We start from the raw sequence: 19619 nt of genomic DNA, 5'->3' as shown, positions 1-19619 counted from the left end.
TCAGTCCTCTCTTTCTACTAGTTTGCTGCCAGTTTCTTCTTCTTGAGAAGCTCAAGCTTGCCCTTCTGTCCATCAAGGAGTACCGCACATGCGATGATAAGGCCCTTGATGATGAGCTGCCAGTATGATGACACTCCGATAAGGTTAAGACCATTTGAGATGATTCCGATGACCATGGCACCAAATACGGTTCCACTGATCCTTCCTTTACCTCCTGTCATGGATGTTCCGCCAAGTACGCAGGCTGCGATGGCATCAAGTTCGTATCCGCTTCCTACTGAAGGCTGGCCTGAGTACATTCTTGAACAAAGTACAAGTCCTGCAAATGCTGAGAGAAGTCCAGATATTGTAAATACTACGATCTCTATCTTCTTGATAGGTACACCTGAGAGTCTTGCAGCCTCACGGTTACCACCTATCGCATATACATATGTTCCAAACTTTGTCTTGCTGAGGATGAAGCTGAACAGTATGATGAGCACTACCATGTACACTACAGGGAGTGGGATCACATTGAACAGGTATCCTGTTCCGATCTCGATGAAGATCTTGTTGGTGATACGTGTTGACTGTCCACCTGTGTAGACATAAGCTATACCACTTGCTATGTTCATCATGGCCATTGTGATGATGAATGCAGGCACCTTGAAGTTAGCAACTATAAAACCACTTATAAAGCCCGCTGCTGTACCAACCAGAAGTCCTGCTACTATGGCAACGCCGAGAGGGAGTCCCTGGTTAACTATAAATCCTACGGTCAGGGTTCCCGACATGGCTACTATCGATCCAACTGACAAGTCGATGTGTCCAAGTATAATTATCAATGTCATTCCAAGTGCTATGTATGTGTTGATCGATATCTGTCTAAGCACTGATATGATGTTGTTGGTCGTGAGGAACTTGTCCGTGGCAAGTGCTACCGCCACACACATGATTATCAGAACCACTATGATTCCTATGTTGCCCTTGACTATGGATGTCAGGGGATTGTTCTTTAATATAGAAGTTGCTTTTGAATTCTTCTTTGTCTCGCCCATATTATTCGATACCTCCTGCAGCGTATTTCATTATCTCTTCCTGTGAGAGCTCGTCCTTTGACAGCTTCTTCACGAGTCTTCCGGCTCTGACCACACATACGTTGTCGCACATGTTGATGATCTCAGGAAGCTCACTGGATACCATGATTATCGCTATGCCTTCCTTTGCCAGTTCATTGATTACTGTGTATATCTCAAATTTTGCATTTACATCCACGCCTCTGGTCGGCTCATCCAGAATAAGTACATCCGGCTTGGTCGCAAGCCATTTGCCCAGAACCACTTTCTGCTGGTTTCCACCTGACAGGCTGCCCGCCTCAATCTCTGGCGATGCCGCCTTTATCCTAAGTCTCTGTGAATAATGGTCTATTACCTCGCCGCGCTTCTTCTCGCTTATTGCGATTCCATTCATATAGAATCTGAGGGATGAGAGTGTGAGGTTGAATGCCACGCTGTTGCCGAGTACCAGTCCCTGTTTCTTTCTGTCCTCCGGAACCAGTGCTATGCCTGCCTTGATAGCCTGCATTGGATTCTTGAAGTGAACCGGCTTTCCTCCGAGTATCACCTCTCCCGATGTAGGCCGTGTCGCGCCAAATACCGCCTCCATGATCTCACTTCGTCCGGCACCGACCAGACCTGAGAAGCCCAGGATCTCGCCCTTGTGTACCGAAAAACTTATATCTTCAAAGACACCTGTCTGGGAAAGATTCTTTACCTCCAGAGCAACCTCTGCCTTGTCCATGTCGCAGTAATCTCTTGCATAGAAGCTCTCCAGATCTCTTCCTACCATCATCGCAACCAGCTCATTCGGGCTTGTCTCTGATGTCTTTTTTGTTCCTACGTATGCACCATCCCTGATGACGGTAACTCTGTCAGATATCCTGAAGAGCTCCTCCATTCTATGGGAGATGTAGATTATACTTACCTGTTTCTTTCTGAGATTCTCAATGATCTCAAATAACTGCTCCACCTCTTCATTTGAAAGTGATGAGGTTGGCTCATCCATAACTATGATCTTACCGTTGAATGAGACCGCCTTGACGATCTCCACCATCTGCTGCTGTGCGATGGTCAGATTTTCTACTATAGTGTCTGCTTTTATATTCACACCGAGGGATGATATCATCTCCTCTGCTCTTCTGTTCATCTCTGCAAAGTCCAATGTCCCAAGCTTTGTCCTTATCTCTCTGCCGAGAAACAGGTTCTGTGCCACCGAAAGATATGGAACAAGTACGATCTCCTGATGTATTATTCCTATACCATTTTCTCTGGCAGCCGGAACTCCGTTGATCTTTACCTCCTTGCCATTTACCTTGATGATTCCGCTGTCGGGCTGGTAAATTCCTCCGAGGACCTTGATCAGTGTGGACTTTCCTGCACCATTCTCACCGAGCAGTGCATGCACCTCTCCCAGTTCAAGGGAAAAGTCGATGCCGCTTAAAGCATATATTCCAGAGAAGCTTTTCTTTATCCCTATCATTTCCAGAACTGTCTGTCCCATATTAAACCTCCAAGTTTCTATATCAGATCTTTTATTGTCTTGTTGTCATTTTCGGGATCACGGCCGGAGATCTCAGATCCCCGGTCTCTCCCGTATTATATACACCTACGTTGTGTCATGTATGTCCAGCCGGGGGCAGCCCCGTGCTGTTACTGCCGGCTTCGATCCGGCCTTACTGCCAGTCGTTAACTGTCTTCTCTGCCTCATCCTTGAGTACAAGGTGTGAATCAAGATATACCTTCTTCTCGTCAATGGTCGTATCTCCGCCTACATACTTCTGTGCTGCGTTGAATGCATACTCTGCAATCTGTACAGGAACCTGACATGCAACTGCTGTGAACTCACCGTCAATGAGTGCCTGCTTGCCATCTGGTGAAGCATCGATACTGTACACGCCGATCTTGCCAGTCTTATTTGCTGCCTTAACTGCTGCTGCAGCACCGAGTGCTGATGGATCATTGATGCAGAAGAATGCCTGAAGATCTGTGTTTGCTGTGATGATATCCTCTGCAAGACTCATTGATGCATCAAGTGCAGCCTCGCCATCCTGCTGTGCCACAATATTGAACTTGTCCTTGTTGTCACCGAGACCATCGAGGAAACCATTTACACGGTCTACACAGCTCTCATTTGATGGGAAGTCAAGGATCGCAATGTCTGCTCCATCCGGATAATCCTTAACCATCTGCTCACCTACAAGCTGTCCTGCCATGTATGCATTTGTTCCAACGAACTGTGTTACAAAGTTCTCTATGTCATCCTCGATAACTGCTGTATCTACATTGAAGATTGGGATTCCTGCATCTTTGATCTCTGCAAGACCAGATGTGATACCTGCTGAATCAACCGGGATGATGAACACTGCGTCGTATCCACTGTTTGCCACGTCTGATAACTGGCTGAGCTGTGTGTTCAGATCGTAGTCAGGATCAAGACATGTATATGATATTCCGTTCGCATCACAGAGTTCCTTGAGCTTTGCATCTATTGAACTCTGGAATGTGTTGTTAAGTGTGTTTGTACAGAATGCAAATGACAGGTCGGATGACTTCGTGCTCTCCTGCTTTGTACCTGATTCAGATGAACCGCCGTCCGATGCGCCTCCTGCTCCTGATCCACAACCTGCCAGTAAACTGAGTGACATGCACAGGCATGCTCCAACTGCTAATAACTTCTTAATCTTTCTCATAATTTTTACCTCCAATATCATGTATTTCGTTTTTGCTAACTCGTTGTCGAAAAACTGTTTACAACCGGTTTAATTTACGTAAATTTTAAACTGTTTTTCGTCCTTTGCATGTTTTGATGATATAACCTTTGTCGGTTATTGTCAATATCAAGTGTTTTATTTATTGCTTATTCGTCATTATGTACAAATAACACTCGATTGCATTATAGGGTTCGCAGGTCTTTTATTATTTTTTACGTAAATATTTTACGATATGTCATACTTATGGGATTTGTAGTGTATGATTGACACCCGTTACTTGTCACCTTGTATCTTGTAATCTTGTCCTTTGTCTCCGGTACCACTTCCCCGGGAATTTTCTCTTTTGGGTGTGGTTACAGCAACTTGGACACAAAATTGTATCCTTGGGAACTTCTCAGGCGAAAAAGATACAATCTTCCAAGGTCTTGTGTGTAAACGCAAAAAATCCGCCAGAAAGATACAATTTTCTCTCTGACGGATGTCATATCACCCAAGTCTGTCCGGCATGGACTCATGGAAGATTTCCTTCCATGCAAGCCTGAGCTGTTTTGGCTCGACCTGATACGGCTGAACTCCCACATACTTTGGAAGCTGTTCTTCACTTACCAGGGACTTGGCAACAACTGCCGCAGCCGCTCTTCCCTGCTCGTATGGTCTCTGCGTGCTGAGTCCCTTGACTATTCCTTCTTCCATGCACCGGGCTATACCATGGTCAAGATCAGTTGTGAACACCGCCACATCCTCCCTGCCAAGCTCCTTGAGCGCCTTTATAGCCAGAAGCGCTGGGCGATCCCAGCTCACATACATTGCCTCAATTTCAGGATTGGCAGTTATCACATCCTTGGCTACCTGATATGCATTGGATATTTCTCCAAAGCTCCTGATCGTCACTATGTCAATATCCGGGTAACTGTCCTTGATTATTCTCTCAGCAGCATTATCCCTGACTCTTGTTCCATAGAATGCCGCGCCATGAATAATAAAACCTGCCTTTTTTTTCTTATTTTCCTTACAATATTCTCCCAACATTCTTCCCGTGTTCGTTCCATTCTCCGACTCATTTACTGATACACAGGACACATAGCTGTTCTTGGACATACCATCTGGAACATTGCTTATGAACACCAGCTTTGACACTTTTGAAAGCTCCTGAAACTTTTCTCTGGTACGGCTGTCATCCGCTGGAATAGCTATAACTGCATCCGGTTTCTGAAGTCTTATGCCATCAAGCTGTGCATTCTGCAGTTCCGAGTCAAAGTGCGCATCCATAACCGACACCACATCTATTCCAAACTGCTCAAGTTCCTCCCGAATGCCCTTCTCATGCAATTCTGCCCAAGACGTTCCGGTATAGTGGAAAGAGATCGCAACCCTGTAATGTCCTGCCTTTAGTCTGTGTTTCTCTTCTTTTGTCAGTACAACCGAATCCGGTGCTGCCGCTTTATCTCCAAATGGTCCATTGTCAAGCATCTTTGTGGATTTTCTGACTACAAGCTCTACATCTGCATAACAGTCATGCGATATGGCAACTCCCGTATTGATCTTCTCAAACAACATCCCAACAGCCTTGGCACTTAGTCCCTTCACATCTCTTCTCAGTATTGTAAGAGGTGGATAAGTAAGTTCAGACCAGCTCTCATCACCAAATCCAACCACAGATATCTCTCCCGGACAGTCGATTCCCATATCTCTCAGTGTCTTCATAAGATAAAGAGTTATTCTGTTGCCCCCCGCAAGTACAGCGGTCGGCCTGTATCTGCGCAGGGCTTTCTGAATAGCCAGCATGCAGTCGTCCTCTCCTTTTTCCAACGTCACATCAACAATGTTTGCATCATTTGTATTTATATTGTATTTCTCCAGCGCATTTAAAAAGCCTCTGGTCCTCTCGTCCTTCGTCGTGCTGTCCGTGCTCTCCCGGAAAAACAATACATTCTTGTGTCCGCTGGACAGCAGGTAATCTGCGCCCTTGAATATGGCTTCCCTGTCTCGGAACTCCACGGAATCTATTCCCTCACCGAGTATATTCCTCTCCACGCAGACAAACGGCATTCCTGACTGTATGAGTTTTGTGTAGTTAGATGCCACATCGCTCACCGGCGCATGTATGATACCGGCAACCTTCTTGTTGACCAGAAGTCCGGCAAGCACCTGCGCCTCCTCCTTGAGATCATTGTCTGTTATCGCCACAAGGAACTGATATCCCTGCACACTGACAAGCTGCTTCACATAAGCTACCATATCTCTGTATATAGTACTTTCAATGTTTGGAATGACTGCAACTATCGTGGACTCCCGTCCAACCAGCAGTTTTCTCTCCTTATCAGCTATCTTATTCTGGTATCCTGTCTCTACAATGATCTTCTCTATCTTATCCACAAGCTCAGGTCTGACATACCTCGTCCTATTTATAACATGTGATACCGTGGCTATTGACACCCCTGCCATATCCGCTATTTCTTTTATTGTAACCTTTGACTTGCCCATATCTCGTCCTTTCTCCCGTATCACAGATATAACTCTGGCTTCCGTACATTGCCACTGGCAACGCCCTTTTCCGATATTATAATCTACTTTTCTATGTTTGTGCAACCACTGTCATCATCCAGACTGCCGGCTCTGTTGGAGGGCTACTGGCTCTGCGATGGCTACTGGAACCATGCAGTTGCCGGCTCCACCATTACATAAAACAGCACAATTTTTTCGCAAAATGCAGAAAAAAAGATGAAAAAATACAAAAAATTAAATTTCTGTATCTTTTCATCTTTTTTCATCACATTAGATACAATTTTGTGTGCAAACAGGCGTTTTTATTCCCAAAAGATAAAAACGCCAAGTTATTTCCTGGTATTTCCCGGGTCCCGGGGGCAGCAGATACTCAGTTCTGCCAATTGATATTCTCCCCCTGGATAAGAGGGTATCTGGCAAGCTCTGCGCCGTCCAGATTCTCCCTGTTCATATCCACTGCATTTATCTGATGACCCTCATAGGTATTGTAATAGTATATTCCCTTGTCAGCATTGCAGCAGGATGTGTATATGGTTATCTCATATTTATCAGGCGCAACCTCACAGCAGCCCCTCTGCTGATCCACAGAGCCAAGTATGTGAAAGAACTGGCTTACACTCTCAGCCTCAGAATCCGCAGGCAGACTGTTCTGCTTCACAAATGCCACCCTGGCAAATCTCGACGTGGACGACAGATCCCCCGGAAGTCCTATGGCTCCCATGCCACGGCTGTAAGTATTCAGCCCCACCTCCGGTGCAAATGTGTTCACCGGCTGCTTTGGTGACAGCCCCATATACTGATTGAGCAGGAACATCTGCTGCGGAAATGGCGGGTTGTTCGTGAGAACTCCAACCGGATTCTCATACACATGAAGTCCGTCAGCCATACACTCCACAGTTATAGCTCCATTTCTGTCAGCTATTATCCAGTGGAGCTGCGCTGTAGGAAGCTGCTCAGAAAATGGTGTTCCAGTCAGGTTCATCCTGTCAAGGGCAACCCTTGCCTCTCCCACGCTGGCGCAGTTTCCGAGTATCCACGGAATGAACTCATACTGGGCAACATTGTCCCTGTCACCGCTCTCATCCACTTCCTGATACGCAGCATTTCCAACGAAATTCAGGCCTGCCATTCCAAGCCCCTTCTCATTTATAGCATCATAGTAGAGAGGATAGTCACCTGCCACATGTGCCATGCCTATCATGGCATAATGGCTTTCCTTCCTGCCCATATATCTGAATTCAAACGGATAATTTCTCGGAGTCACGGTGATCTCATCGCCGTACGAGAATTCATAATCTAGTGTTCTTCCAAAATAGAAATCCTTTGTCTTATATGTTGCTGCTGTACACATATTTGTCTCCTTCCAAATCTCTGCAGATAATCTATATCGTCAGTTCAAAGCCGTAACAGCTCTTTTCAAATCCATAGTGTTCGTAGAAGCCATGTGCCCCTGTCCTCGGAAGTCCGGAATCAAGGGTGATGGCCTTGCATCCCCTCTGCTTTGCAAGCTCCTTCGCATGATCCAGGAGTGCCACACCATATCCCTTGCCGCGGTCCTCCTCTCTTGTTATGAGGCTTGACACATAGCATGTGAGCCCCGACATCCAGAATGTATTGAAATAGTCTCCATGGCACATGCCTCTGCAAATACCTTCATCCCATAATAAAAACGCAAAGCTGCGTTCGTCATCTATGACGTCCATATATACTTTGCGTATTTCCTCCCTGTCATATGTATTATATGTCCATAATTTTTCTATAAAATCAAATACAATATCAAAATCCTCTGCTGCCGCTTTTCTGATCTCCATAATTATATTCTCCTTTCCATTGAACACCAGCCATGCAAAATTTACCTTCGGCAAATGGCTGGCGCTACATGTCAAGTTTTCACAGAAAACTTGACACATCCCCGCCGAACCTCAGTCCGCTTAAACTGACTTTGCACCATCAACTAAGTTACAGCCGATGCTTACATTATAGAATATCAAAGTGATTATTAACAGACCACCACCCATAAATTTATTATAAAATATCCCGGTAAAAAGTGAGGAGGCAGATACGCACAACACTGTATCTGCCTCCTCACTTTTATATCTTCGTCTCCACATCCGGGAATTCAAGTACTATCTCGAATCCATTCTGCCACTTTGAATTTGCTGTCACTGTGATGCCCAGGTCATGCGCCATCTCACTGACAAGATACAGTCCCATGCCCGTTGCATGCTTCCTGTTCTCACCCGAATCACCCGTGACACCCTTCTCGAATATGTATGGCATGTCACAGCTCTTTACACCTATGCCATTGTCACTCACGGACAGCAGCTTTTTGTCACCCGCCGTCCAGAAGTCAAATGATATCTCCGGCTGTTCATTTGTGTATTTCATGGAATTGCTCACAAGCTGACCGAGTATAAACTGCAATCCCCTGCGGTCACTGTACACTGCTCCGTTCTCAAGACATTTTCTGACCCGTATGCCCTTCTCCTCAAGCAGGGATCTGTAGTCAGCTATCACCTCATCCACGCATCCTTCCACATCTATGCTCTCCATGAGATAATCCTTGGAATCGCTTTTCAGTCTGGCGTAGTAGAGCATCTGATCCACATAGTTCTGCATCTGGCTGGTCACATTGTCCATCTTCGTCACAACATTATGAGGCAGCTCATCTCTCCTATTGTCCACCACAAATGTCAGCAGAGAGATGGGGGTCTTGATCTCATGTGCCCAGTTCTCCACATACTCCTGATAGTCCCTGAGCTGTCTGCTACTCTGCATCACTGAATCTCTCAGATCGTGAAGCTCCTCCGACAGCACGCTCACATATTCCTGTTCAGAAGCCCCGCACAGGCTCCTCATTTCTATCTCGCTCTGTTCATCCGGGGCAGTGACAAATCTCCTGAACGCCTCAATCTTCTTCCTGTCCTTTATACACAGCACCGAGCACACCGCCGCGAACAGTATCACAGTGAACACGCCAACCAGCACCCTTATTCTGGCAAATGCCTCCGGTGCCACAAGCCACATGAAGAAGCAGAATGCCACGTCCGTCAGAAGCAGCAGCCCAAGCCAGACAATATTCTGTTTTATAACAAGTCCAAATCTTTTCATATTCTCTCCACTACTCAAGCTTGTATCCAACGCCTCTTACAGCTATGATCTTTGCCTTCATATCCAGTCCCGCCATCGTCTTTTTGAGTCTTGTAAGATTCACCTGCAGGGCATTTTCATCTATATACTCCGATGTGCCCCACACTGCCTCACAAAGCTTCTCCTTAGACACTACCTCTCCTCCGCTTGTCATAAGTGTTTCAAATATACGTCCCTGATTCTGTGGAAGCACCGCAGATCTCCCATCTATATACAGAGTGTATGTCTGAGTGTCCAGAAGAAATCCTTCTCCTTCGATCAGGTTCTGTCTGCCCTCGTACCTCTTGAGCACATTTGCCACCCGGGCCAGAAGCCGCTCACGGCGGCATGGCTTCGTGAGGAATTCATCAGCACCCAGCTCCAGCGCATGGAGCTCATCCTTTAGCTGGTCCCTCGATGTGAGAACCAGCACAGGGACAGAGCTCCGCCTCTTGATCTCCCGGCATATGTCAAAGCCGCTCCTGCCCGGAAGATTGATATCCAGCAGAAGAATATCCGGAGCCATGTCCAGTATCTGTTCTATTATGTTGTCAAATCCATCTGGCTTAACTGCCCTGTATCCTGCCTTTGTCAGCATATCCAGAAGTTCATCGCACATGAGGACATCGTCCTCAACCACCATCACACACTTCACCGTTTACTCAACCCTTTCCGGTGTCATCATCGCCATGAGATATCTGTTGCTTGAGCGTTTCACCGCTGTCATATAGATATATTCTACCACACACAACAGGATTATCATAACCGCAGCTATGATAAGTATCTGTTTCACACTGCCGCGCATGAATTCTGACAGGATTCCCGTGAGCAGAGCACGCACACCAAATATACTGCTGACCGCCGCCACGGCAACCGGGATTCCGAAATACCAGCCCACCTGTCTGTTTGCTGAGCTGCAGAGCATTTCGTATGTCGCGCCAAGCTTCACAAGGGTTCTGTACCTTCTGCCGGACTTTCTCTGTCCCATCAGGAACTGAACACCGATTATGGTATTTGCGATTATGAGGAACACCACCGCCAAATAAAGCGTTATATATCCTGCAGCCACCGTGTAGAACATATTTCTTCCTATGTTCTGCAGATAACTCTCGCAATCAGCGTTTATACTCTCAAAATCTATGCCGTCAAGCTTCTCATTTTCATCCATTATGGCCTTCATCAGTCCCTTGTCATCAACGATATCCTTTCTGAGAACGGCATTTACATATAACTCACAATTGTCATTTGTCAGTCTGGCAAATGTATCGTCATCCACGATAAGTCCGAACGACAGGGTTATCGATGAATCTGTCACGATCTTCGTGGTCTGGACCTCTCCGGTCAGATGATACTCATCTCCTCTTACATCCACCTCCGGACGCTCTGCCAATACCTCATTCAATAAACCTCCGCGGTAATCAGTAAAGAAATCCGTATAGAGTGCCAGTTCATTTTCTCCGAGCTCCAAAGGCTCCTTTCCCGCAGCCTCAAGCACCTTGTTGTACGCGCTCTCCTGGATCAGGTAAGGGTATGTCATGTATGACATGTTATTTATAAGCACGTCCCTGTCCTCTGAAGCCTTGAGTTTTTCAAGTGCAGATATGACATTCCCCACGTTCACAGCATCATCATAGGACTCATTTTCACCCATCTTTATATAACCAAGCTTCATATCGAATACGTTCGAGAAATCCTCCATCACACCTGCTTTCTCCAGTTTCGCGCGGATATTCCTGCTGTCCGTCTCGACGTCATCACCATATGAAGCAAATGTATAGTCAAGCACATGGTCCATATTCTGTCTGGATATACATATGCCAACGCCCGCACCGCAGCAGCACAGAGCGCCGAGTATGAGTATCGAGCTTATTGCAAGCGTTCCAGATTTTGTTACTACATTTTCGTGTATCTGCCTGAAACCGAACACAGCAAGTGGTTTTGTGCCATTTGCACGTCTGGCCAGTGCATCAACAAAGAGCCTGAGACCAAAAAACAGCAGGAACATGCCAACAAATCCCAGTGTTATGGTGATCGCCATATATTTTACGCTGATCCACGAATAGCCGCCTATTCCCTGACAGTATGCAACGACCAGCGCAACAAGACCAAGGACTGCACTCACACCATACACAGGAGCCGGAAGCTGTTTCTTCTCTGTCTCCGGTGTATCTACAAGGAGATCGCCAATCTGCTTTCTTGCAAGCTTACCGCTCAGTATGAGAAATGCTGCAAGCTTTATCGCTACAAATCCAACAGTTGTCAGTATGACTGCCTGCAGTGAAAATGATACGTGATGACCTATAACGCCAAGACCTACCAGTCTGGCTGTGAGAAGGCTGACCACCTCAGACACCAGGATCGCTATAGGAAGTCCGATGAGCAGAGCCACTACGCTGCTGCCCAGATCCTCCGCCATCAGCAGGGTAAAAAGCTTTGATCTCCTCATCCCCATCATTATATACATTCCAAGTTCGTGCCTCCGTCGTTCGAGCTGGTATTTGCTTGCATAGTATATAAGAAAGAACAACATGACCAGCGAAAATACATAGAACACCGCCGCTATCTGAAGAAGACGGTTCACCGCATCGCTTTCAAGACTTCTCAGGAATATCATCACATCCTGATGGGACAGTGCCAATATGATATAAAATGCCACTATGGACACAACCAGCGAAGCGAAGAACAGACCATTCTCTTTCCTGTTTCTCCGGCTGTTCCTCATTGCGAGTTTAAAGAACATTTGCGCTGCCTCCTCCCATCTGCGCCATCAGCTTGAGTATCCTCTCATAAAACTCCTGCTGTGACTCTCTCTCCATATCTCTTCTGAGCTCATGAAATATCCTGCCATCCTGTATGAAGAGTATCCTCTTGCAGAAACTGGCCGCATTTGAGTCGTGGGTCACCATAAGTATGGTAGTGTTGTCATCCCTGTTCAGTCCCAACAGTTTCTCCATGAGTGCCTTTGCATTTCTTGAGTCGAGTGCTCCGGTCGGCTCGTCCGCAAGAATGATCCGCGGATTAAGTATGAGCGCTCTGGCGGCCGCAACCCTCTGTCTCTGACCACCAGACATCTGCGACGGGAATTTGTCAAGCACGTTATCTATCTCCAGATATGATGAAAGCTTTTCCAGTCTGTTTTTGCTCTCATCCTCGGATACACCGTGTATTGACAACGGAACCATAATGTTCTCTCTGCCTGTTAGATTGTCCAGAAGTTCAAAATTCTGGAACAGATAACCTATCTCCCTGCCTCTGTACTGCGCAAGCTTCGCACCTTTAAGCGCCTGTATCTCTTTGCCCTGGAGCTCTATGGTTCCGCTGTCAGGCTTTATGACCGTTGCGATACAGTTCAGCAGTGTGGACTTTCCCGATCCACTGCTACCCATGATGCCAAGGAACTCCCCCGGCATGGCCTGAAATGATATGCCGTCCAGAGCCTTAGTCTGGTTTGGCTTTTTGCCATAGTATTTCTTCAGTGATTCTATCTTTAATAAACTATCCATATTGTTCACCTTTCTTTATTTTTATTTGGGGACGGAGGTACCTGACCCCTTTTGACCTATTTTTGAAAAAGCAAAAACAGCGCCGTTCTGAAATTATAATATCAGAACAACGCTGTTATTAACACTTACACCTTATGAAAGGTTTTTACTCTGCATCCTCAGTCTTTGGGGTCTCGTGGGCATCCATGTTCTTAGGAAGCACAAGATTCAGAATGATGGCAACTATGAATACAACAGCCACACAGTTCTCAGCAAATACCGTCTGCACGATCTTAGGGAAAAGTTACTGATATGATCGCGTTTCAGTTGAACTCCGGCTTAAATGGCATGATGTGAGGGAGCGCTATGACTGATGTTCCGCTGAGTGCGGAGAAATCCACCATACCCATGCACACTGCTACTATATATCCAACCACAAGTCCGAACAGAACTGAGAGCTGCTTCCAGTATGACTTTGCAAATATATGGACGAGCAGACAGCACGCCAGCGTCACTACTCCAATGGAGTCTTTTTCCTGCATCTGTGGCTCTGTCGTGCAATACATACATGACTTTTTGTCGCATTTTTCTAATTTTTTTAGTATAATATAAACGTTGTGGGCAGCTTCTGATAACACTTGCAGCTCACAGCGTATATCAAATAATATCGGGTGCTTTGTATTTGACAGCACCTAAAATATGGAGGGATAACTATGGCATGGTATGATGAGGCAGTTTTTTATCACATTTATCCACTGGGACTTACGGGAGCCCCTAAACAGAACGACTACGGTGAGCCTGTTCACCGCTTAAACACCCTGCTTCCATGGGTGGATCATATAAAGGAGATTGGCGGTTCAGCACTGTACATCGGACCACTCTTTGAGTCAGTCGGACACGGCTACGAGACTACAGATTACAAGAAGCTCGACTCCCGTCTCGGAACAAATGAGGACCTGACAGCATTTGTGGCTTACTGCCATGAACAGGGAATAAAGGTCATCTTCGACGGAGTGTTCAACCACACAGGCCGTGACTTCTTCGCATTCAAGGACATCCAGGCAAATAGAGAGAATTCACAGTACAAGGACTGGTACTGCAACGTGAATTTCTGGGGCAACAACGAGTACAACGACGGTTTCTCTTACGACAACTGGGGAGGCTACAACCTTCTCGTCAAGCTGAATCAGAAGAATCCTGCTGTCGTTGACTATATATGCGATGTGATCCGTTTCTGGGTGAGTGAGTTCGATGTGGACGGAATCAGACTTGACGCTGCGGACGTCCTTGATTTTGATTTCATGAAGGCACTGCGCCGCACAGCAAATGAAGTGAAGCCGGATTTCTGGCTCATGGGTGAGGTCATCCACGGCGACTACAGCCGCTGGGTAAACGGCGAGACTCTTCACAGTGTCACCAACTACACACTTCACAAGGCTCTGTACAGCGGCCACAATGACCACAACTATTTTGAAATCGCGCACACTGTAAGACGTCTCCAGAACATGGGAACATTAAAGCTCTACAACTTCGTAGACAACCATGATGTGGAGCGTATCTATACAAAACTTACCAATAAGGCTCATTTTGCACCTGTACATGTATTGCTCTACACTCTTCCGGGTGTGCCTAGCATATACTACGGTTCAGAATTTGGTATTGAGGGACGCAAGGAATATGGCTCAGACGACAGCTTAAGACCAGCTCTCAATATAGAAGATTACAAGGATTCAGTAAAAACCAACCCTTGCACAGCACTCATCGCCGCACTCGGCAAGGTACGTCAGGCCGTTCCTGCACTGTCATATGGCAGCTACGATGAGCTGATGCTCACCAACAGACAGTTCGCATACGCGAGGGATCTTGACGGAACACGTGTCATCGTGTCAGTGAACAACGACGATGCCCCAGCCGGAATGCACCTTGCAGCAGGGAACTGCACAGCATACATCGGCGCCCTGTCAGGCGAAAAGGTATCTGTACAGGATGGTCATATCAACATAACCCAGCCTGCAAACAGTGGAGAGATCTGGGTGCCTGAGGGAACAGACCTGGATGTAAAGCCGGTTAAGGTTGTGACGAAGACTGAGAGCGAAGCTAAGACCAACACAGAAGATAAAGCAGCATCTGAAACAGCTACCGATGCAAAAGGCAATAAGGGAGCTGAACCAAAGATAGAATCCAAAGAATCCAAAGACATTGTGACTGCTACAGAATCTGCAGATGCTAAGAAAAACACAACCAATACTGAGAAGAATATTTCTGCCGCCAACGAGGTAAAAGATTCAGCCAAGGACGCTTCTGCCCAAGCTGCTGCCGACACCCCGGTTGATCCAGAAACCATCACAGTTGACTGGAGCAAATCTCCGGAATCCATGACAGTTCCTGAACTTCAGGCTGCTATCCTGGCAAAGCTTGCAGGCAACGGACCTGTTGATGCGCAGATGAAGAAGACTGTCACAGACAACATCTGGCATGACTCTCTTGTGAACTGGCTGAAGAGTTTCAGATAAAATTACGTAGAAACAGCCAGGTGCATATTCTCCAAATTGGAGAACATACACCTGGCTATTTTTTCACCTAAAAATCAACAAATTGCAGCCTGCGGCCATCAAACCTGATATAACCATCAAAAAAACTGCTGACCATATCGCCTGACTGCTGAATATACCACTGTTTTCCAGATAAAATTCGTACGGATTTTCTGGGTTGATATAAAGATATACCACATCGCCTTTACTTATATTCAGTCCATATACATATGTCTGCTCATACACTTTATACTGCTTATCCCTGTATGTAAATTCAAATACTCCCGCCTCCGGATATCTTCTGCCGGCTCTCATATCCTGTCTCATATCTGCACGTACATCATGGCATACAGCTTTCACAGTAAATGAACATCTTCGCTCAAGCGCTTTTCTCTTACATATCACAGAGAGCAGTGTTATTGCACTGACCACAAAGAATGCACAGGCAAATATCTCTGCATAAAATGCTCCAACATTGCAATTTTCTCTCCCCAATATCCGTTCCGGGAGCAATACTATCTTATCCGCAAAAGAGCCATCTTTCACAGCACACGCCGCCCATATCAGCGCCGATGCAGCACCGGCAAACACAGATATGAACACTATACCGATGATGCTCCCCCGCTTTCGCTTCTTAATCATCGGAATAAGAGTCTTTAGAATTATGACAAGAACTATCCCGGCAAAAAACTGCCCCACAACAAGCATAACAGCATCCGTTCCGATCTCACTTGCAACAAATCCGGCTATAATACTGGCAACAAACCATATGCCAAATATTACGCCTCCAATTTTCTCAGGCATAGAAACATTTTTTTCTTCTAAATTGTTATTTCCCATATACCCCACCTCTCAGCAAATATCCCGCAGCGATCCTACTGCTCCCTGAACTTTATCTCGCCCGTAGCAGCGTCCATGCTGTCCACTATCGCAAGCGACTCAAGATGATATCCTAGATTCCTGATGACCTGACCACCTGTCTGGAAGCCCTTCTCAACTGCGATTCCGATTCCCTCTACGCTGGCGCCTGCTGACTTCACTATGGAGATGAGCCCCTGAAGCGCACATCCATTTGCAAGGAAATCATCTATGATAAGAATCTTGTCCTCAGGATTGATGAACTTCTTGGACACGATGACCTGATTCTTGCACTTGTGTGTAAATGACTCTACCTCTGCCACATACACATCGCCCTCTATGTTGATGCTCTTTGACTTCTTCGCAAATACAACAGGCACATCAAAATGTCTGGCAACAACACAGGCAATGCCTATTCCGGATGCCTCTATAGTAAGGATCTTGTTGATCTCTGTTCCCTCAAATCTCTTCTTGAACTCCTCACCGATCTGATCAAACAGACGTATATCCATCTGGTGGTTCAGGAAACTATCCACCTTGAGAACATTGCCCTCCTTAACTATTCCGTCCTTCGTTATTCTCTCTTCCAAAAAATTCACGTCGCAATTCCTCCTTGAATACCTGTCAAATACGAATCCATCCGTACTCGCTCATTCTCTGAGTTTCAAGCGTCATCTTCACCAACGCTTTTATGCCATACAGAAATTATCCTCTTCTTAATCTGACGTTACTGATTCGTATGTAATCATAATTATAGACATAATACAACAACAATCTAAGTTTTTCCACCCTAATTATATACATTCATATACAACTTTTACATGCGGTGTATTCAAGTAAATCACCACCGAACACAAATCTCACAATCATTAGATAAGTCCCCTGTTAGATGCCTCCCTGACCGCCCCGGCCTTATCAGTCACCCCGAGTTTCCTGTACACTTGGTTCAGATGATACTTTACATTCGCCTCCGACATGTTGAGTCTGTCCGCTATCTTCTGTCTGGACAAGCCCTCTGCCTGCAATTTAAGTATGGCTGTAGCCGTCTCACTGAGTTGAACATCATCTACTCCCGCTTTCATATATCCGGGGTAGTATCTCGTCATACTCTCAGTCTCCTTCTGCAGTTGTCTGAAATATGCCCTTCTTGCGGCTATCTCCTTATCGTCAGCACCATCTTTCTCGACTTTCCATCCACAGGTATTTATAAGAGTATTCACCGCCGCACCTTCTCTGGATATAATCCTTGTGAAGCTATATTCCATCGCAGTATCAATAGCATTGCACATCGCCTTTTTCCAGTCATCATTTTTTAATCGCTGCAAAGCTACAGCCATCAGCACACCACATTCTATCCCTATATACGTACGGGACATCATCTCAGCATAATATCTCAGCTTTGTCAGCAGCGAATATGCCTGTTCATTCCGTCCGCTTTGAAGGTATACTCTCACTTTGGTTAGATAGATAAACCTGTCATATATCCTGAATTCAACATTTTCATCCGGAGCATTTTCCATCCAACCTGTAACACAGGCTCTATCTCCTCTGTACAGGCTGCATCTGGTCTCAAATGCATATATATTGGGAAGGAGATTTTGTCCTTCCTCTTTTTCAGCCTTTCCCTCTATTCCATTCAAAACCTCAAGAGCCTCCTGTGGCTTTCCGTTCTGCAAATGCAGCCACGCCAATATACCATCAGCAACAAAGCACTGCTCGATTTTTCCTCCTGCTTCCGCCTGCATTCTGCCCTTTGCCGCAAGCGTTGCCACCTCGTAATTATCTCCGCTCTTTTCAAGAAAACTCTCCGCCAAAGCAAGATTTACAAGACCTTTTCCGTATTTTCCAAGCACAAACTCAACTATCCTGCCAACCTTCGAGGCCAGCTCTCTGTCTCTCTTGCTCCACTCACAGAAATCTTTTCCACCGTTCATCATTGAAGGCAGATTGGATGTAACCGACCATTCCTGTATTCTTACCTCCTTATTAAAGACCATTGTGTATGCTGACTTCAAAAGCTTTAATACATCAACACTTCCTCTGTGCGGCAGACCAATATCCAGATACAGCAAAAGCCCCTTTGCATTTTTCCTGGCACTTCCCTGGTTTTCATCTGCATATAATTTTAGTCTGTCGTACCATCTTTCACTCTCATCAGGATTTAGAAGGAGTGACTGCAGCATGCTCATACCACACATAAGCTCAGGACTTTTCTCGATGACATGATCCGGAAGTTCCAGGTAATATTTTTTCAGATCATAGTAATAACCACTGTTCGCCGCATGTCTGGCATTATCGACAAGTATTGAAACTATTCGCTCTGTAACTCCTGTATTTTCATACATCTCCAAAGCTTTCCTTATATCTCCGTTAAGTCTGTAAAACAGTCCGGCATTCTCATACAGGCCTCTTATACGCTCTTTCTCGTACTTCCGCTTAAGACGTCTGCGCATAGAGACCCTCATGTGAAACTGCAGTTGATATTGTGTATTGCCATCCTTATCCATCCGGCTGGTCATAAAGTTTCCAAGCCACTTTGCCCTCTCGATCAAAAGCTCACTGTCACTTCTTCCGGTTATCATCTCAGCCTGTTTTGTTGTAAACTCATCCACCACGGATATTTCCATGAGAAATTCCTGCATTTCCACATCCCAGTTATCATACACATGATACTCAAGGTAATTACACATCTCATCCTCAACGCGTCTCGAAAAATCATTATACATATCATCTGTTATCTCGCTTGTATATGCCATTTCCATGTATTTGATGTGGCACATCTCCACAGCCAGCGGAAGTCCTGTAGTCTCATAGTACATTCTCTGCACTTGTGCCTCATTGATACTAAATCCAGCGTATTCAGCATACTTCTTTATATCCTCCAGACTGAACATAAGCAGCTTGCTGTCCACCACATAAAATCCTTCTTGAAATCTTACAGCAGAAAGCCATGGGGGAACCGGACACCGGCCAACGAGTATAACCCATACGTCTTCTCTTCTAATGAGTTCTATGATCTGCTCCCTCACTGTGTCCACATCCCCCCATGAGAGCTTGTGCAGATTATCTATGAAAATTATTTTTCTTGCGTTGCTGCTTTCTACCACAAGGTCATCCGGTCTGATACCGCCGGCATCCACCACCATGTACTTACGTGTTCCAAGATATCTGCTGACAAGAGTCGTCTTTCCCGAACCACTGACCCCGAATATATATGCAGTTACATTCCCTTCATCCGCTGTCTTCAGAAGCCTCCAGGCTTTTTTCGGTTTTATAAAACAGCCTTTATTACCCGAAGCCGTATTCCCCATATGTACAAATCTCCTTTTCTCACTTTTTAATCCCGGTATAGATAATCAACACCCT

15 protein-coding genes are annotated in these 19619 nt (G+C 45.8%); 1 reads left to right on the top strand and 14 read right to left on the bottom strand.

Annotation, left to right across the window (positions count from 1 at the left end; genetic code table 11):
* Window positions 1-17: 17 nt before the first annotated feature.
* From ARA78_RS12270 to ARA78_RS14340, 11 genes are all read right to left on the bottom strand, one after another.
* Window positions 18-1037: an ABC transporter permease gene (locus tag ARA78_RS12270; protein ID WP_022215843.1), complete on the bottom strand. Its 1020-nt coding sequence runs from the start codon at window positions 1035-1037 to the stop codon at window positions 18-20.
* Between the two features lies 1 nt (window position 1038).
* A complete protein-coding gene (locus ARA78_RS12265; RefSeq protein ID WP_015534061.1) occupies window positions 1039-2538 on the bottom strand; it encodes a sugar ABC transporter ATP-binding protein in 1500 nt (499 codons plus the stop codon).
* Window positions 2539-2710: 172 nt separating this feature from the next.
* Window positions 2711-3718: a sugar ABC transporter substrate-binding protein gene (locus tag ARA78_RS12260; RefSeq protein WP_416810465.1), complete on the bottom strand. Its 1008-nt coding sequence runs from the start codon at window positions 3716-3718 to the stop codon at window positions 2711-2713.
* A 516-nt stretch (window positions 3719-4234) separates the two neighbouring features.
* Window positions 4235-6256 (bottom strand): LacI family DNA-binding transcriptional regulator, encoded by a 2022-nt coding sequence (locus tag ARA78_RS12255; protein ID WP_242849724.1) that lies wholly within the window; start codon window positions 6254-6256, stop codon window positions 4235-4237.
* A gap of 367 nt (window positions 6257-6623) precedes the next feature.
* Window positions 6624-7604, bottom strand: coding sequence for a choloylglycine hydrolase (gene bsh, locus ARA78_RS12250; RefSeq protein ID WP_055280605.1), 981 nt, complete (start codon window positions 7602-7604; stop codon window positions 6624-6626).
* Window positions 7605-7635: 31 nt separating this feature from the next.
* Window positions 7636-8064 carry a GNAT family N-acetyltransferase gene (locus ARA78_RS12245; protein WP_055280604.1) on the bottom strand — a complete coding sequence of 143 codons (429 nt, stop codon included), beginning with the start codon at window positions 8062-8064 and terminating at the stop codon, window positions 7636-7638.
* A gap of 280 nt (window positions 8065-8344) precedes the next feature.
* Window positions 8345-9364, bottom strand: coding sequence for a sensor histidine kinase (locus ARA78_RS12240; RefSeq protein ID WP_055280603.1), 1020 nt, complete (start codon window positions 9362-9364; stop codon window positions 8345-8347).
* Window positions 9365-9374: 10 nt separating this feature from the next.
* Window positions 9375-10025, bottom strand: a complete 651-nt coding sequence (locus tag ARA78_RS12235) for a response regulator transcription factor (protein ID WP_055280602.1) — start codon at window positions 10023-10025, stop codon at window positions 9375-9377.
* A gap of 15 nt (window positions 10026-10040) precedes the next feature.
* On the bottom strand, window positions 10041-12122 hold the full coding sequence (locus ARA78_RS12230; RefSeq protein ID WP_055280601.1) for an FtsX-like permease family protein: 2082 nt from the start codon (window positions 12120-12122) through the stop codon (window positions 10041-10043).
* Window positions 12112-12885: an ABC transporter ATP-binding protein gene (locus ARA78_RS12225; RefSeq protein ID WP_055280600.1), complete on the bottom strand. Its 774-nt coding sequence runs from the start codon at window positions 12883-12885 to the stop codon at window positions 12112-12114. The genes ARA78_RS12230 and ARA78_RS12225 overlap by 11 nt, the downstream gene beginning before the upstream one ends.
* A gap of 302 nt (window positions 12886-13187) precedes the next feature.
* A complete protein-coding gene (locus ARA78_RS14340; RefSeq protein WP_022059575.1) occupies window positions 13188-13406 on the bottom strand; it encodes a solute carrier family 23 protein in 219 nt (72 codons plus the stop codon).
* 171 nt (window positions 13407-13577) lie between these two features.
* Here ARA78_RS14340 and ARA78_RS12215 point away from each other — a divergent pair, with 171 nt between their 5' ends.
* Entirely contained in the window at window positions 13578-15377 is a 1800-nt protein-coding gene (locus tag ARA78_RS12215; RefSeq protein ID WP_055280599.1) for an alpha-amylase family glycosyl hydrolase, read from the top strand.
* Between the two features lie 63 nt (window positions 15378-15440).
* Here ARA78_RS12215 and ARA78_RS12210 read toward each other — a convergent pair whose 3' ends face one another.
* From ARA78_RS12210 to ARA78_RS12200, 3 genes are all read right to left on the bottom strand, one after another.
* The gene (locus ARA78_RS12210) at window positions 15441-16235 is read right to left on the bottom strand and encodes a hypothetical protein (protein WP_004849874.1); all 795 of its coding nucleotides are present in this window, start codon (window positions 16233-16235) and stop codon (window positions 15441-15443) included.
* 35 nt (window positions 16236-16270) lie between these two features.
* Complete coding sequence (locus ARA78_RS12205) at window positions 16271-16852, bottom strand: xanthine phosphoribosyltransferase (protein WP_004849872.1); 582 nt, start codon at window positions 16850-16852, stop codon at window positions 16271-16273.
* Window positions 16853-17122: 270 nt separating this feature from the next.
* A complete protein-coding gene (locus ARA78_RS12200) occupies window positions 17123-19564 on the bottom strand; it encodes a LuxR C-terminal-related transcriptional regulator (RefSeq protein ID WP_055280598.1) in 2442 nt (813 codons plus the stop codon).
* Between the last annotated feature and the right edge of the window lie 55 nt (window positions 19565-19619).

This window comes from Coprococcus eutactus, from assembly GCF_001404675.1.
Classification (GTDB): Bacteria; Bacillota; Clostridia; order Lachnospirales; family Lachnospiraceae; genus Coprococcus; species Coprococcus aceti.
This window is presented reverse-complemented; position numbering and strand designations above follow the sequence as displayed.